Raw genomic sequence first — 16,789 nt, 5'->3', positions numbered from 1 at the left:
ATCATAAGGCATCAGGAATCATTCGACACCGGATGATGGCGCAACCAACATCCATGGTTCGTTCCTTCAGACAGGCGCAACCATCGGGATGACATGTACTACCTGCGGGGTTCAAGGCGGTACCGGCCCTATCCGTTCCCCCTGAATGCCGACATATCCCCAAGTGCAGGATTCAGGGGATGAGGGACATGTGACCGCCGGATTGTCGAGATCCCCAGGTCAGACCGAGGACCGAGACCCCGTGTCTCCTGATTCGTTTGACCTCACTTGTTCGATTGCAGGGAATCCATATGACCACCCCAGTCCGACCGGAGCCTGGCCATCTGGTCCGTATTGCCGATGACCACCCAGCGTTTGCCGGAAAGCAGCCGAATGTCAGATTCAGAAAGAACCTCACCGCCACCATACCTTTCGACCAGATTCACAGCCTGGGAACGGATGGGGCCCCTGGCCAGGGAAGCGGCGGAATCATTGCTGAAAACCATGTACCCGATCTTGTTGCTGGCACAGAATCTGAAATCGGAGACCCCGGCGAATCCGTCCGCCCCCGCCTCCTGCCAGCCTGAGGAACAGACACCCACGGCCCTGTCTATACCCTTGGACATGGCCTGTGCGGAACCAATCGGCGCGGCATCGACATCCTTGGCCTTGATCAGACCCTGAGGGTGCCCGTCGGCTATAACCAGGCCGGCAACCGTGCAGAGGACCCCGCAGAGGAGGAGGACTATTCCACCCGAACCCACGGAACGGCGCCCACCGTCGGAAGAGTCCGTCTGCCGGGCGATGATGACCAACACAACCGTTAGAAGCGCGAACCCCAGTGAGGCTCCAGCCCAGGCGGAAACGGCCACCTGGCCAATGACTCCCAACCGGGTCGGGGCGATGGCATGGGCAAGAAGGGCCAGCCCGGACAGAACAGAGACGACACCGGTTACCAAGGCGAACCTGGCCCAGACATTGGCATGCTGGAACTGAATCGGCCGTTCATCAGTGTCAGGCCTGGGAGGATAGGCGGCAGGCAGACCCTCGTCGTGTTCGCCGTCCATCAAACGCTGATCAAGCTGGTTGAATCCATCAGCCATACGACTCACCACGCTTCCACCCAGGCTTCATCGACCACCTCATTACTGCACAGTCTATGGGTGGCGCACATGGGGGATCCTCATGGCGGACAATGATTCACCATCCTGACAATTCCGTTCACAGAGCAAGCATTGGCTCATCCTTTGGTGGACCGGGGATCCTTCTTGCCGATGGTCCTCTTGTCGCGCACCTGGTTGGCTGCCTTCTTGTGTACATTGACCTCGCCGCCACCGGAATTGTCTGCATAGACCTTGGCCTGCTTGGCGGCCTCGGCCTGGGTGGCAAAGGTCTTCGAGGCGCGTGATGCCCCGGCCCTCTTGACGCTCCAAACGCCACGGTCCTTTTCGAATTGCACGTGATAATCAGCCATGATGACCTTCCTTCCAGTACCTCGATGTACTTACTCATCATCCACTGCCGACCGAGACTCGTAGCGCTCCGACACACCTCCCACACCTGCCATGGACCCCCCTGCCGGGTTATCTCGATTCCCTGCGCATCCTTTGCCGGACCACAGTGGGGCTACGGCCGAGGCGGGAATAGGATAACCGGAGATCACGGCCGGATCCTGCCTCCGGTATTTCCGTTGGGCGAAGCCGGAACCACTCCCGCGAAAAGCATAAGGAGGCAACAGTTCATCGTTCGGTCCCCGATCCGTACGGGAGCCATACAACTTCCCACGAAAAAGAACCACAAGAACGATGCCGACAATAAAAGCCACCGCGGAAACGAGAGCAAGGTCGGGGTATGCGGCACCTGCACCCGCCTTCCCTATCAAACTCATGTTCGACAATACAGGTTTCGCCATGAGGCTCCCGGAGATCGAGATGCCGATGGCGCCGGTCGTGTTCATGATCGGATCATCCAAACCGACACCACGACCGATCCTGTCGGTTCTGAATCAGGAGCAACAGCCCATGATGACAGCAGCCACAGGGCCCCAGCCAATCAGTAATGACACCTTGGCTGAATTGATGGAGTACACATCACGCCCGATTGTTCTAAGTATGGGGGGGGGGGGGAAGGACCGGTTCGGCGTGAAATCGATGACGAAGACAGGAAGGCACCCCAGGAGCCAGGGGACATTGCGGAAGAATCCAGAAGTAATGAACGGCTCCGACACCTTGTGGATGTACACGGCCAGCGCCGCGCAAACCGCTCCAGTACTGATGCCCGAGCGTTCCGGATGGAGCGGGCGACGGGAATCGGACCCGCCTCTGAAGCTTGGGAAGCTTCCATTCTACCAATGAACTACGCCCGCGATATGCCGTCATGATACTTCAGATGAACAGCACACAGATTGTTATGATAGCAGTTCCTGAGGATGTACGCGAGTTCATGGGGAAGACGGCAGGACAAGGCCTGTGATCAGACCCCGGTATCCGGGTAGAGCTGGTCGGAGACCACTGTGGCGCAAGCGCCCAGGAGGGCTGCGTCATCGCCCAGGGCCGAGCGGTCGACCACCACCGGCCGGCGAAAGTCTGAGGCCACGGTCCGGTTGAGGGTCTCCTCCATGGCCGAGAGGAAAACCCTGTTGACAACACGTGAATCGCCCAGGACGGCAACACGGGGGATGTCCAGAAGACCGATGGGCATGGAGAGGACGCGACCAAGAACGCCACCGGCCTCGGTCAGGATGGATGTCAGATCGTCAGGCTGACGGTCAATCAGAGCCGTCAGCTTAGGAACCGAGAGCACGGATTCCAGGCAACCACGCTTGCCGCACCTACAGACAGGCCCGTCGGCGTTCACGACCACATGACCGATCTCTCCGGCAGCATGGTTGCATCCTGTTACCAGCTTACCCGCCACCAGTAGTCCCACGCCAACCCCGTCGCCCAGGTGGACCAGGAGGATGTCCGACTGCCCGGACCCGAACTGCTGCTCGGCCAGAACCTCATTGTTGGCATCGTTGTTGACCGACACCCTGAGATCGGTCTGCCTGACCAGATACCCGGCAAGGTCGGTCTGCAGCCACCCAAGGTTGGTGGCGTCATCGACCACACCGTTGCTGCTGACGATGCCGGGGCTGGAAACCCCGATGCCCATGATCGGTCGGGTTGCCCGGCCAATCAGGGATTTGGCCAGCTCCCCGACCAGGCTCAGGGGCACCTTTTTGCCGGCGTTCAGGGGAATCTCCTCACGGGCGGTCACCTGGCCCATGAGGTTGAGCACGGCCCCGCGGAAGACATATGGGGTGGAGAGGTCCAGGGCGATGACATTGCGGCCCTCTGGGTCGATCCGCAACAACATGCCGCGTTTGCCCGGACCCGAGGAATGACTGAATCCCGCCTCCATCAGCAGGTTCTCACACAGCAGTTCGGCGACGATATCGGAAACGGCCACCCTGGTCAACCCGGACGCACGGGCCAGATCGGCACGGGTCAGGCTTACATCCGGGTACAGCAACCTCAGAAGGACGGCCCTGTTATGACGTCTCACCGATTCCGGCAAGGCTTTGGAGAGGGCTGGATTATTGCTGGTCATGGCCGCCTACACGTTCGATGTTCGGGATGGGGATTCCGATGGATGGGAGGTGCCCGCAACTCGGTGCAGCGGACTACCTATGCCCTATCATGCATTCTAACCGCAGTCGGACCTTTGAAGTGGCGCAGCCGGGAGGGGAATTCGGCATGGTGCTTCGTTTGGAGGAGAGCGGATGCCCCGAATGAAGATGGAGGTAACTTGTCAAATACAGAATCCAGGGAAACCGAAAAGGCTGACCATCCTCTCAGAACGTGCGGAAAATCAATGTTCAGATGTCCTGACTCATATATGTTTAGTATCTTTACTAAATATGTGATATTCTAGCACCTGTGAGACTACGGGATTCACCTCCCGTTACGCGCAAAGGAGTGCCAGCCATGGTCCTGGAAGAGAAAGACGACCGGTCAGGCGGATCCACGATCATGCTTCCAAGCGAAGCCATCAACTGTCCGAATCAGGACCGGGGCAGGATCGAGAAACTCGGTCTGGGCATCGATATCGGCGGAACGAAAATCGAGGGTGTCGCCTTGGATCAGGCGGGGCATATCCTGGCCACCTACCGTATCCCCTCGCGACGGGGAAACCAGGCCATCCATGATGATACGGTCCAGGTGGTCCGGGAGCTGACCGGCCAGGTCCTCCGCAGGGGCACAGAAGTGCCGCGGAATCGAATCACGATAGGGCTGGGCATTCCCGGACGCATCGATTCCCGCGCCGGAACAGTCGATAATGCCGTCAACCTGGGAATCGACCACATGGACCTGGCACGAAGCGTTGAGGACACCCTGGAATTGTCGGTGAGAGTGGAGAACGATGTCAACATCGCGGCACTGGGAGCGGCATCCCTGGCCGAAACCAACCCGACAGGCCGCTCCCCCTCGCGGACCGAAGCCGAGGCAGACGATCATTCGGTTCATGGAGACATCGCCGAGGGTCGGAGCCTCCCGCCCGAGGATGACCAGGTAACGGTCTTCATCAACCTGGGCACGGGTCTGGCAGCGGGAATCATACGGAACGGGACCATCGAGCACGGAGCCAACGGGGTTATCGGCGAAATCGGACATATTCCGGTTGACCCTCACGAGTTTCGATGCAAGTGCGGCCAGTCCGGATGCCTGGAGACCGTAGCGTCGGGTTCGGCTGTCCAGGCGCTCTGGCCCGGCATCAGACACCCCCTCCCCGACATGATCGACAAGGCGAGGCGGGGCGACCGGACCGCCGCCGAACGACTGCGCATAATCGGCAACGGCATCGCCCAGGCCATTCAGATCGTTGCCCTGACCATCGACCCGAACGTCATCATCCTTGGGGGTGGTCTAACCAAAACCGGCCAACCCCTCCTCGACCTGGTCAGAGAGCAGCTGGAAGCAAGAGCGCGGAAAAGCCACTTCATCGCCTCCCTGGACCTGCCGGAACGGGTTCGACTCTCGTCGACCGACAAACCCATCGCCGCCATCGGTGCCGCGCTCGCCGGAAGCAGGGCGGCTGGCCCCGGGATTCACCTAAGCGGAGAGTAATCAAACAGTCGGCCCCACGCTCGGGCTGGCAGGAAAGGAAACAGGCCATGACTGAAATCATCATCGTAAAGACCGAAGAAGAGGCTGGACAGATCTATGCCAGGCGGACCGCCGACCTGATCCGAAGGAATCCTGACACAGTGCTGGGCCTGGCCACCGGGTCCAGCCCCCTGGCCGCATACCGGGCTCTTACAGACCTGATCAAGAAGGATGGGATCGACGTTTCCCGGGTACGTGGCTTCGCCCTGGATGAGTATGCCGGACTGGACCCCGACCATCCCCAGTCCTACCGTTCCACCATCAACCGTACCGTGGTCGAGCCACTGGGTCTGGACCCGGCCAGGATACATGTGCCCAACGGCGATCTGGACACCATCAAGGATGCCGGCCGCCAATACGACCAGGCCATCGAGGATGCGGGCGGTGTGGATCTGCAGATTCTGGGCATCGGGACCGATGGGCACATCGGATTCAACGAGCCCGGGTCCTCTCTGGCTTCCGGTACGAGAATCAAGACCCTGACCGAGCAGACCAGGATCGACAACGCCCGCTTCTTCAACAACGACATCGACCAGGTGCCGACCCACTGCATCACCCAGGGCATCGGAACCATCCTCAAGGCCCGGCAACTGGTTCTGTTGGCCTTCGGAGAAGGAAAGGCCGAGGCCGTAGCCGAGAGCGTCGAAGGCGGAATCTCCTCCTTCTGCCCTGCTTCAGCCCTCCAGATGCACCCCCATGCCACTGTAATCGTGGACGAGGCCGCCGCCTCTCGCCTACGCAACCGCGATTATTACAAGTGGGCCTACGCCAACAAGCCGTCCTGGCAGTCCATCTGATTGGACGGGAAATCGAACCGGTCAGCCCTTACAGGGTCGGAACGAACCGAACCGTCGTTCCATCGATCCCTTTTCGTCCGGCCCACTAAGCCGGAAGAGGGGCAATCCGTGCCGCTGGATGATTCGACTGAATATATGGAAGAGGCAATCGTGTCCAAGCAATCCTACGAATCCGCAGGGCTCAAGGTAAGGTCCTCACTGGCCGGGGAAGGCCGTCCAACCGTTCTGGTTGGAGCCAGATTGATCGACGCACGCGGCATCAAGGACGATTCGTGGGCGCTGGCCGTCCGAGGCAGGATCGAGGCCACCGGCCAAGGGGACGACGACCTGAATACGGCCCTGCATTCACGTGGGTTGCCGACACGGCCCTCGGCGGATATGGGATCGGCGCCGGTCGGCCCCGGATCCTCGTCTGAGCCGCCGATGATCCGAACCATGGACGGGGTGGATTTCATCGAAGCCGGGGGACGCATCCTGACCCCGGGGTTCATCGACATCCACTCCCATGGGGGCTGGGTTCACTCCTTTGACGATGGCGACAAGGCCATCAGCACGGCCAGAGCCTGCCACATGGTCCACGGAACCACCCGGCAGGTGCTCAGCCTGATCACCAACCCGATAGATGTCATGTGCGCGAACCTATGTTCCGTCAGACGTGTCATGGACTCCAGACCCGATGTTCTGGGTGCCCATCTGGAAGGCCCTTTCATCGCCCCCTCGCGCAAGGGGGCACATGACCCCAACTGCTTGCGCGACCCGGAACCGGCCATCCTGGACAGCCTTCTTGAGGCAGCCGACGGGTGCATCCGCCAGGTCACCCTGGCTCCGGAACGGGAATATGGCTATCAGGCCATCGCCCGTCTTGCGGGCGCAGGGGTGGTGCCAGCGGTCGGCCACTGCGACGCGGACTACCAACAGACACGGAGGGCCTTTGACACGGGTGCCGGTCTCCTGACCCATATTTTCAATGCCATGAATGGGATCCACCATCGTCAGCCCGGTCCCATACCGGCTGCCATGGAGGATCCCCGGGTCACGGTTGAACTGATCAACGACGGATTCCATGTGCAGGATCCATGCGTGGACCTGGCCTTCAGGCTCTTCCCCCATCGGGTCGCCCTGATCACCGATGCCATGGAGGCCACCGGCTGCGCGGACGGTGCCTACAAGCTGGGATCCCTGGATGTGACGGTGCAGGGCGGCCATGCCCGTCTGGTCTCCAACGGAGCCATAGCCGGATCAACGTTGACCCTGGATGTAGCGGTGCGCAGAGCCGTCCAGGACATTGGCCTATATGCGCCGCAGGCGGTGGAGGCCGCCACCCTGACCCCAGCCCACGCCTTGGGTCTGGACCGACCCAACATGATCACCGACGCGCCATTGGGACTGGTGGCACCAGGCTATGCCGCCGATCTCCTGCTTTTGGACCCCGCCGATTGGTCCGTGAAGACCGTCATCTGCGATGGCCACAGAATCGAAGCCTGAAGGGGTCCCTCAGGCACCTCGGCGGTCAGGCTCAGTAACCGAGCTGACCACCCGCGCCACCGATCGAATCCACCTGTGCCTGACCCATCTCCTGGCTCATCTTCATGAGACGGGCGATACGTTGCTCAGTCGGCGGATGGGTGGAGAAGAGTCTGCTGAACCCCTTCGCTGAAAAGGGGTTCTCGATCATCATGGCGGCCGCGCTCTGCGTACCGGAGGTCTGGGGCATGGGTTGGGCCTGCACTCCGTAGGAGATCTTGTTCAGAGCAGAGGCCAGGGCAGCCGGGTCACCCGTCAGCCTGCTCCCGTCCTCGTCCGCATCATATTCACGCGTGCGGGAGATGGCCATCTGGATCAGGGAGGCACCCAGAGGTGCCAGAATGGAGCTGACCAGAACCCCCACAAGTCCCAGGGCTCCAGCGGAGCCGTCGCGGTCGCGGTCGTTGCCGCCGCCGAAATACATCAGGGAGTACCCAAGGTAGGTGATGACCGTCGCCATGGCCGAAGCAATGGCCGAGGTCAGGATATCGTGGTTGTAGACGTGCATAAGCTCGTGCCCGAGCACCCCTCGAATCTCCCGTTCGTTGAGTATACGGAGAATTCCCTGGGTGCAGCAGACGGCCGCATGCCGCTCGTTGCGACCTGTGGCGAAGGCATTGGGCGACTCCGTCGGGGCAATGTAAATCCTGGGCATGGGCTTGCCCGCCCGCCCTGAAAGCTCGCGGACGATTCGATAGAGCTCCGGGGCCTCCTGTTCGCTGACCGGCCGAGCGCGCATGGATGCGATCGCCACCCTGTCCGAAAACCAATAGGATCCGAACGTGGTGACCAGGCCGATGATGATATATACACCAAGAGTCCCCTGCCGAGCCCCGGTCAGCCACCAGATCAGCATGATGACAGCCCACATGAGGGCGAACAACAGCGTCGTTTTGAGGCCGTTGAAATGTCCGTGAACCTTCAGCTTGCCATTCATGGATTTTATTCTAGACAGCGGCGCTGAACTTTGCCTGAATGGAATCTGTAAGCCAGGTCAATAAAAGGCAACCCATGTGCAGGAAATATCGATACGGCGCACGGTCCGTGGCGATCGCCCCGCTGGGGGTGGGGGCATCCCACGAGACCAAACCCACAACGCCCGCCGTTCGAGGCTATTTCTCCCCATCATGAATTCACCCGCGGGCACCGGTATCGGTACCGGGATGAACCCGCCACATCCATCGTGACCATGGATTGCCATCCTCGGGCACCGTGCAGGATCGCAACACAACCTTCCACACATACCCGACCAAGCCGCGGGCAGGGAGCCGCAACCAAGGAGAGCACCCGATCGGACGACCACCAAGGAAAGGACGGAAGACCACTCACCACCCGATTGAAATCGAAATCGCATCGCTCCCCCAATGGGCACCCTGCCTGGACCGTGGTTTCGCCCTCGACAGGTCATTCCCGAAGCAGCGCACCCGACCGGAGTCAGCCACCTCCGTTTCACCGCGCATATGGCCACCGACCAACGGAGGGTGGAAAGCGGGCAGGCCAGGAGACCCACCACGGCCGACCTCCTGGCAATCCGGCAAGACAGGTCAGAGTATGCCCGGCATGGCAACCCGGCCTGTCAACGGAGCACCTTCCACAACAATCTCTGCGCCGACTCCACCAACGCCGGTGCCGCCATAGGTCCCAAACCACGGCGGCCCTATCACGGACTGTGTGATCCAGCCGGTCCAAACCGCTACAGGGCCGAACTCCTCACAAGCACACTGCGACCTTGAACCCCCATACGGAATGGTGTCGGCAAGGCCGCAGGAAATATCCCGTAAACCCTTACTTGCCGTGGGCCAGACTCCGGAGCCGATCGGGGTCGGTGACCTTGATGTGTTCGCGGCCCACCTTGGCACCCTCGGCGCGCTCGTGGGCATCAACCCGCTTCCAGCCGGCGAAGTCAATGGGGGCAATGCCCTTGGAGGCCAGAAGCCGGTCGATGGAGTCATCGGCACGGTCAGGGGCGAAACGGCCATGGGCATCGGTGGAGGCCAGGTCATCCAGCATATTGCCGATGGTCTCCAGGGCATCGGACTTGGTGGATCCGATCAAACCCACAGGACCACGCTTGGCCCAGCCGGTGGCATAGAGACGCTCGACCGGGTGACCCCCCTCGGCCTCGGGGGCGGAGTAGATCCGACCATGCTCATTGGCCAGGGTGTACCGGGAGAAGTCATAGGGAATACCGCTGACCTCAGCCGGTTTGTAGCCGATGGCGTGGTAGACGGCCTGGACCGGGTACTCCTCGTACTCGCCGACCTCGCCCATGGTGCCCTCTGGGGTCACCCTGGTCTTTTCCAGGCGAATGCCGCTCACCCTACCGTCATGCCCCATGATGGCTGCCGGCATCCGGTAGAAGTGAATGCAGAACCTTCGATCGGCGGGATTGCCTTCACAGTCGACACCGCCATCGGCCTCCATGTCCTCGGCCATGTCCTTGATGGCATAAAGCTCCTCCAACATCTGTCTGGTCAGCTTGTCCTGGCCGGCCAGCTCGATGGTCCTCTGATCCAGGTCGAAGTCCTCCTCATCCAGGACGATCTGGACCCCGGGCAGCTTCTCCAGCTCGCGCAGCTCCTGGACGGAGAACTTGGCCTGGGCCGGTCCACGGCGGATGAACATGTGAAGCTCACGGGCCTTGTTGCCCTTGATGCCCTGGTAGACATTGTCGGGAATGTCGGTGCCCAGGAGGTCATCGGCACGGCGCATCAGAATCCTGGCCACATCCATGGCCACGTTGCCGCCACCGATTACGGCCACCTTCTCGGCATCCAGGGGCCACTCCCGGTCTGCGGTCGGATACCCGTCGTACCACTCCACGAAGTGGGCTGCACCGTAGACATGGTCCAGGTCGTGCCCTGCAATCTCCAGGGGGCGATCGTCCACGGCCCCGGTGGCGAAGAGGACCACGTCGTAACGCTCCCTCAGGTCATCCAAGGAGATGTCGCGGCCGAATTCCACATCCGCGTAGAGATGGATATCAGGATTATCCAATGTCTTCTCCAAGGCCCCGGCTATGTACTTGATGCTGGGATGGTCGGGCGCCACCCCGTAGCGGACCAGGCCGAAGGGAACCGGCAGCTTCTCGAAGAGGTCGATGCGGGCATGGTCACCGAGCCCGAGCCGGTCTCCCTTTTCCTTGAGCTGGCGCAGGAGGATATCCGAGGCATAGACCCCTGCAGGACCGGCACCCACGACGGCAACGCGCAGCTGGCTTCCGGCCTCATCGCCGGCAGGGGATGCAGAAACAGTGGAATTGTTGACCTTATTATCATTCATGCCGACCAGCCTAACGCAAGGCGGCATCCGAAAACAGACCGGATCGTGGTCACTCCCCGGGACTTTCACCAAACCGGTGGCGGCCCCATCCCCTTCAGGAGATTCCCCGGAACGACCGATGCCGGACAGGCAAGACGCCGACGCCAATCCCCGCAAGCATGAATGTCGCCGGATAGTTCCGGCCATGGGCCGGAACATGGTACTCAGTCCCTGTCGAGAAGGGCGGTCAGGGCCCAGAGGATGGAGACCACGTCGATGGCCTCCTGCATGAAGGCGCCGACGACGACGGGAATCAGGTCGAAGGCGGCGCAGATCATACCCACCGTGGCCAGGAAGAGCCCGGCCAGGACCGCCTGGAGCATGACCCTCTTGGTCCGGCGGGCGATGGCGATCGACCGGGGCAGGCTGGCGATGTCGTCGTTCATGATGACAGCCTGAGCGGATTCGGAGGCCGCCGTGGTGGTCCCGTCGGTGATGGCCATTCCCACATCGGCCGCCGCCAGGACCGGGGCGTCGTTGACCCCGTCGCCCACCATCATCGTGATGGACTTGGTCACCGACTCGCCCACGAATTTCGAGAGCCACCAATCCCACCAGGGCTCTTGGTTGGGCTGCTCCTTGGAGGCCTTGACGATCAGATTCGCCTTGTCCTCGGGGAAGAGGCAGGCATGGACATCCTTGATGCCCACCTGGTCGGCGATGATCCTGGCCGACTCCTCCTTGTCGCCGGTAACCATGGAGAGACGCTCGATACCCAGCGAGCGCAGGTCGGCAATGGTCTGCGCGGCGTCATCCCGGGGCATGTCCTTCATGACGATCCTGGCTGTCAGGTCCCCATCGACGGATACATAGGCGGCCATCTCCTCAGGGGCCAGGTCGGAGAAGGTCTGGCCGGAGGCCGCGGAATCATCACCCGTCACATAGGCCAGGCGGCCCACGCGCACCACTCGCCCACCGATCAGGCCCCGAACCCCCTTGCCTGACTCCTCCTGGACGTCCTGGGCCTTGAACCGGGTGCCTCCTTGACGTGTACGCTCCTCCTCGGCCTGGTTGCCCGCCGCCGTGATGCCGTTGGCCAGGATGTGGACCGAGTAGGATTCGACTGCCCCGGCCATGGCCAGAACCTCCCTGGTCTCGGATTCGGAGCTCTGGCGGTCGACCATGTCGACATGGGTGACCCGGGGACGCTTGACGGTCAGGGTGCCTGTCTTGTCGAAGAAGATATGGGAGACCCTGCCCAGGTTTTCAATCACGTCCTGGGTCTTGATCAGGATCCCGGCCTTGGCAAGCCTGCCGGACCCGGCCATATAGGCCACCGGGGCGGCGATCAGAAGGGGGCAGGGGGTGGCCAGAACCAGGACCTGGGCGAAGCGGGTGGGCTCCCCGGAGATAATCCATGCCACACAGGCGATGATGAAGGCCAGGACCGTGAAAGGAACGGCCATCAGGTCGGCCGTCTTGACCACGGCCGCCCGGGAGGACTGGGCCGAGTGGACCAGGTTCAGGATCCGCTGGTACTGGGAATCCCTGGAAAGCTGTCGGGCCCGCATCAGGAAGGTCCCGGCCCCATTGACCGCTCCGGACATCACAAAGGAGCCCTCGTAGAACTGCCGCGGCATGGGTTCCCCATTGATGGTCGAGAGGTCCAGGGTGGCGGAGTGGCTGATCATCTCCCCGTCCACGGGAACGGTCTCCCCCGGCTTGACCACCAGGAGGTCATTCAGGGCCACCTGGCCCACAGGAACCGTCTTCCAATCCGACTCCTTGGGCAGGTTCCGCCCATCGACACGGGCTTTGCTTCCACCATCCACCACGTGGGCCACCTGGGGGGCCGCCTCGATCAGGAGGGTCAGGTTGCTCCGGGCCTTGTTGTTGGCGTACTGCTCTATGGCGTCACCCGAATACAGCATGAGGACCACGGCCCAGCTGGCCCAGTACTGCTTGACCGCCAGGGTGGAGAGGATGGCCACCACGGCCAGGATGTCCACACCCACATGGCCATGGCGAACATCGTCGATCATGCCACGGAGGGTATCAATCAGGGAGATGGCGACCAGGACCGTCACCACCCACTGGGCGATCACCGGGTGGGGATGCCAGAGCAACCCCATGGCCAGGCCGCAGGCCAAGACCAGCCAGAGCATGGGCACCTTTGTGGCACAGGACAGGATTCTCTTCATCACCGCTCCCGAGGTTGGCAGACTGTAGGGCACAGATGAGTGCATGATGCTTCATCGTCCACCTTATATGCAGCGGGGTCCACCAGGGCTGAGCGACATGTTGAAGGGCTCTATCAGGCTGAATCGCAGACCATGGTCAAGTCGTTTCGAACAGTTCAGAGGAGAGGCAAGGGCAAGATGAACGAGGGCCGTGGGCACCAACCTGTGGTGTCCACGGCCCTCATCTGTCGGAACAGCCAGGAACAGAGGGTAGGCGTCCGCGACCTCGACGAGGAGGCTGCCTTCACCAGGAAGGCAGCCCATCCTGAATCACTGGCCGAAGAAGAATCCGAAGGGATCCTGGGAGTTGCCGTTCCCGTTACCGCTGCCGTTACCATTGCCGTTGCCCGAATCATCCTGGTTTGAGCCATCGTTACCGGAGCTCCTCCTGTTGGACTTGGGCTTGCCCTGGACGGCCTGCTCCTCCTGATCGAGGGTGACGTTCACATCGACGGCCTTGTTGTCACGTACAACCGTGATCTTGGCCGAGCTGCCATAGGCCGCGGCCCGCACATACCCCAGGAGGGAGTAGTTGTTGTTGACCGCATTGCCATTGAAGGCCACGATGGTGTCACCGCTCTTGATGCCCGCCTTCTCGGCCGAGGACCCGGAGACCACCTTGTTGACCTTGGCACCGCCGCGGGTGACCCCATCGGCCTGAACCGTGCTGCTGGTGATGGTTACTCCCAGGGAAACATGCTTGGCCTTGCCGTTCTTGATGATCTCCTCGGAGATTCGCTTGACCAGGTTGGAGGGGATGGCGAAGCCAATGCCGATGGAGCCGGCCTCGGACTGGGAGCTGGCCATGGAGGCGATGGAGGAGTTGATGCCGACGACCTGGCCGGCGACGTTGAAGGTTGGGCCGCCCGAGTTGCCGGGGTTGATGGCCGCATCCAGCTGGATGGCATTGGTTACGACGGGATTGTTATTGCTCTCGTCCATGACCGAGACGGGTCGGTTCAAAGCGGAGACAATGCCCGTGGTGGCCGTGTTCTCGTAACCGAGCGGGTTGCCGATGGCCATGACGTCCTCACCGACGGCCAGCTTGTCGGAGTCGGCATACTGAATCGGTTTCAGGTCGTTGGGGGCATTGTTCAGAGCGATGACCGCCAGGTCGGCCGTGGTGTCGGTACCAACCACCTTGGCCGTGTAGATCTGACCGTTGGACAGGGTGACGTTGATCTCCTGGGCACCGTCGACCACGTGGTTGTTGGTGACCACATGGCCCTGGTTATCAATAACCGCGCCGGATCCTGCGCCAACGCCGTTCTTGACCTTGACCTGGATGGAGACGACGGAAGCGGAGGCATCCTTGCTGATGGCCTGCCAGTCGGGAGCCTTGCCCCCTTGAATCTTGGCCGTTCCCTGGCCGGAGGTGTTGGAGGAGACCCCAGTCAGGTTGGACGAACTGGGAAGACTGACCCACCCGTTGGAGAGGGCGGCCCAACCCAGACCCAGCATCAAGGCAGCGGCGACCAAGGCCGCCACGACGGCCGTAAAGACATATTTGCCGGTGCCGCTCAAGGACCCGCCGGCCATGGAACCATTGGGCGTTCTGCCCCCGTTCGGCGGGAAGGGGCCCTGACCTTGGGCCGGAGAACCATTAGCAGCAGGTCGGCCAAAAGCCGGGTACGGGGTTCCGGGCCGGTTGCCTGCAGGGGCGTTGCCCGTGACCGGCTGGCCGAACGCACCGGGCGTACCGGACTGATCCGAGGGGCCGGAAGCGGGCTGCTGGCCGGGTTGACCCTGCTGGGGTGCCGAAGGTTTGGGCGCGGACTGACCGGCAGGGGCATAGGCACCGTACAGTGGCGCAGGACGATAGTAAGTCTGCGCGGGCTGCTGCACATGCTGATCCGTCGACGCCTCGGACGAGGGCGCGGACGTCGCCGCAGGGTCGGGGCTTGAAGCATCAGGGGTCCCGGGGGCATTATCGATGGAGCCGGCCGGTGCCTCATCCCCGGTCGCCTGCACGGGGTCCATGGGAGCGGTAGCCCGATCCGAGGTATCGGACCGCGGCCGGGAAATCGGCTCGGTCTGCCCGGTCGACTGGCTCCATTCCGGAGACTGGCCAACCTTCCCGGTCCCGTTCGGCCCTACAGACTCATGCTGTCCTGCGGACCCCGTCGGCCCGTTGGCTCCGGTCTGCGAATCGGCAGTCTCATTCCCGATATGACTGGGTTGCCATGACTGGTTCCCATCCGAACCCTTCCAGGGTTCGGGCCTGTTCTCTTCAGCCATTCCTGCTCCTTCGAATCAAATAGATGCTCACTGCCTATTCTGCCGACAACGCTTGATAATCCACCCCTTCAACCCATGGTGTCCGTCGATTATACGTGGGTCTCCAGGTTCCAGTCGTCATTCGAACCAGTATCAGCCTAAGACAAACAATCTGAATGATTTCTGAACGTTCTATAAAAGCGGATTGTGGACTACCCGCCAATCCGCCGAAAGCCGATGTCAGGACCGCGAATCCCTAGGCAGACGTCTCGATACAGTGAACACATGACCTTCCTCACGAATCCCCTGGGGGCCGAACCAGGACGCCCCGGCGACCGTTCCGCATTCTCCTTCGAGACCGTCACCCAGCTACCCTCAGCCGCGGGTGGGTTGGGACGGGATGGACGGCGTTACGGACGTACCGGCATCATCCGCACCCCCCATGGCGACATCCGCACCCCGGCCTTCATCCCGGTGGCCACCCAGGCCGCCATGAAGGCGGTCCTGCCCGAACAGATGCATGAGATGGGGGCCCAGGTGCTCCTGTCAAACGCCTTCCACCTCTTTGAACGTCCCGGAGAGGATATTCTGGATCAGGCCGGCGGACTGGCCCGGTTCATGAACTGGGACGGTCCCACATACACGGATTCCGGTGGCTTCCAGGTCCTGTCCCTGGGTGCGGGATTCAAGAAAACCCTGGCCATGGATGTGGCCGGAATGCAGTCGGACCAGGTCATCGCCGAGGGAAAGGAACGCCTGGCTTTCGTGGACGAGGACGGGGTCACTTTCAAGTCCCCCCTGAACGGGGACCGGCATCGGTTCTCAGCCGAGATATCCATGGGAATCCAGCACAGGATCGGAGCCGATGTCATGTTCGCCTTCGACGAGTTGACCACGCTGATGAACACCCGCTCCTACCAGGAGAAATCAGTGGAGCGGACCTTCCGATGGGCAAAGCGGTGCGTCGCGGAACATGAGCGGCTGACCGCCGAGAGGACGGGGAAACCCTATCAGGCCCTGTTCGGTGTGGTGCAGGGGGCCAACTACGAGGACCTCCGCCGGAGGGCGGCCGGCCAGATCGCCTCCCTGGATTTCGACGGGGTCGGCATCGGCGGAGCCATCGAAAAGCGGCTCCTGGGCCAGACCTGCGCCTGGATCTGCGACGAGATGCCCGAACCCAGGCCCAGACATGTTCTGGGAATCGCGGCCGTGGATGACATCTTCGCCGGGGTGGAGAACGGGGGTGACACCTTCGACTGTGTGGCCCCGGCCAGGTGCGGACGCAACGGGGCCGTCTTCACCAGGGATGGCCGCTGGAACATCAGGCGCGCCCGGTTCAGGAACGACTTCCGCCCAATCGAGGAGGACTGCGACTGCTACACCTGCACCCACTACTCCAGGGCCTACGTCGACCATCTCCTGCGGGCACGGGAATTCAACGGGTTCACCCTGGCCACCATCCACAACGAGCACTTCTTCATTCGTCTCCTGGACGAGATTCGCGCCTCCATCGACGGTGGTTACTTCGATGACTACAAGCGGGAGACCCTGACCCGGTTCTACGCCAATGGCTCCAAGGGGTAGTACCAACACGCGCATAATTGTCTTGCCCGAGGACTCATGC

Annotated in this window: 11 protein-coding genes and 1 tRNA gene; 4 read left to right on the top strand and 8 right to left on the bottom strand. The window is 61.8% G+C overall.

What is annotated here, in order from left to right; all coding sequences use genetic code 11:
* Positions 1-263 precede the first annotated feature (263 nt).
* The 4 genes from Q0K62_RS03170 to Q0K62_RS03155 form a co-directional block, all read right to left on the bottom strand.
* On the bottom strand, positions 264-1,082 hold the full coding sequence (locus Q0K62_RS03170) for a hypothetical protein (RefSeq protein ID WP_297316534.1): 819 nt from the start codon (positions 1,080-1,082) through the stop codon (positions 264-266).
* 137 nt (positions 1,083-1,219) lie between these two features.
* The gene (locus Q0K62_RS03165) at positions 1,220-1,453 is read right to left on the bottom strand and encodes a DUF2188 domain-containing protein (RefSeq protein WP_297316533.1); all 234 of its coding nucleotides are present in this window, start codon (positions 1,451-1,453) and stop codon (positions 1,220-1,222) included.
* 817 nt (positions 1,454-2,270) lie between these two features.
* Positions 2,271-2,344: transfer RNA gene (locus tag Q0K62_RS03160), tRNA-Gly, on the bottom strand.
* A gap of 107 nt (positions 2,345-2,451) precedes the next feature.
* Positions 2,452-3,570, bottom strand: coding sequence for an ROK family transcriptional regulator (locus Q0K62_RS03155; RefSeq protein ID WP_297316532.1), 1,119 nt, complete (start codon positions 3,568-3,570; stop codon positions 2,452-2,454).
* A gap of 377 nt (positions 3,571-3,947) precedes the next feature.
* Here Q0K62_RS03155 and Q0K62_RS03150 point away from each other — a divergent pair, with 377 nt between their 5' ends.
* From Q0K62_RS03150 to nagA, 3 genes are all read left to right on the top strand, one after another.
* A complete protein-coding gene (locus tag Q0K62_RS03150) occupies positions 3,948-5,087 on the top strand; it encodes an ROK family protein (RefSeq protein ID WP_297316531.1) in 1,140 nt (379 codons plus the stop codon).
* Between the two features lie 47 nt (positions 5,088-5,134).
* Positions 5,135-5,923 (top strand): glucosamine-6-phosphate deaminase, encoded by a 789-nt coding sequence (gene nagB / locus Q0K62_RS03145; protein ID WP_297316530.1) that lies wholly within the window; start codon positions 5,135-5,137, stop codon positions 5,921-5,923.
* 135 nt (positions 5,924-6,058) lie between these two features.
* Positions 6,059-7,408: an N-acetylglucosamine-6-phosphate deacetylase gene (gene nagA, locus Q0K62_RS03140; RefSeq protein ID WP_297316529.1), complete on the top strand. Its 1,350-nt coding sequence runs from the start codon at positions 6,059-6,061 to the stop codon at positions 7,406-7,408.
* A gap of 31 nt (positions 7,409-7,439) precedes the next feature.
* Here nagA and htpX read toward each other — a convergent pair whose 3' ends face one another.
* From htpX to Q0K62_RS03120, 4 genes are all read right to left on the bottom strand, one after another.
* Positions 7,440-8,384, bottom strand: coding sequence for a zinc metalloprotease HtpX (gene htpX / locus Q0K62_RS03135; protein ID WP_297316528.1), 945 nt, complete (start codon positions 8,382-8,384; stop codon positions 7,440-7,442).
* An 848-nt stretch (positions 8,385-9,232) separates the two neighbouring features.
* Positions 9,233-10,729 (bottom strand): FAD-dependent oxidoreductase, encoded by a 1,497-nt coding sequence (locus tag Q0K62_RS03130; protein ID WP_297316527.1) that lies wholly within the window; start codon positions 10,727-10,729, stop codon positions 9,233-9,235.
* 203 nt (positions 10,730-10,932) lie between these two features.
* Positions 10,933-12,909, bottom strand: a complete 1,977-nt coding sequence (locus Q0K62_RS03125; RefSeq protein WP_297316526.1) for a heavy metal translocating P-type ATPase — start codon at positions 12,907-12,909, stop codon at positions 10,933-10,935.
* A 309-nt stretch (positions 12,910-13,218) separates the two neighbouring features.
* On the bottom strand, positions 13,219-15,186 hold the full coding sequence (locus Q0K62_RS03120) for a trypsin-like peptidase domain-containing protein (protein ID WP_297316525.1): 1,968 nt from the start codon (positions 15,184-15,186) through the stop codon (positions 13,219-13,221).
* Positions 15,187-15,450: 264 nt separating this feature from the next.
* On the opposite strand from Q0K62_RS03120, the gene tgt reads away from it, so the two are divergent.
* Positions 15,451-16,749, top strand: coding sequence for a tRNA guanosine(34) transglycosylase Tgt (gene tgt, locus Q0K62_RS03115; protein ID WP_297316524.1), 1,299 nt, complete (start codon positions 15,451-15,453; stop codon positions 16,747-16,749).
* Positions 16,750-16,789 lie beyond the last annotated feature (40 nt).

This window comes from uncultured Bifidobacterium sp. (assembly GCF_945269915.1).
Lineage (GTDB): Bacteria > Actinomycetota > Actinomycetes > Actinomycetales > Bifidobacteriaceae > Bombiscardovia > Bombiscardovia indica.
This window is presented reverse-complemented; position numbering and strand designations above follow the sequence as displayed.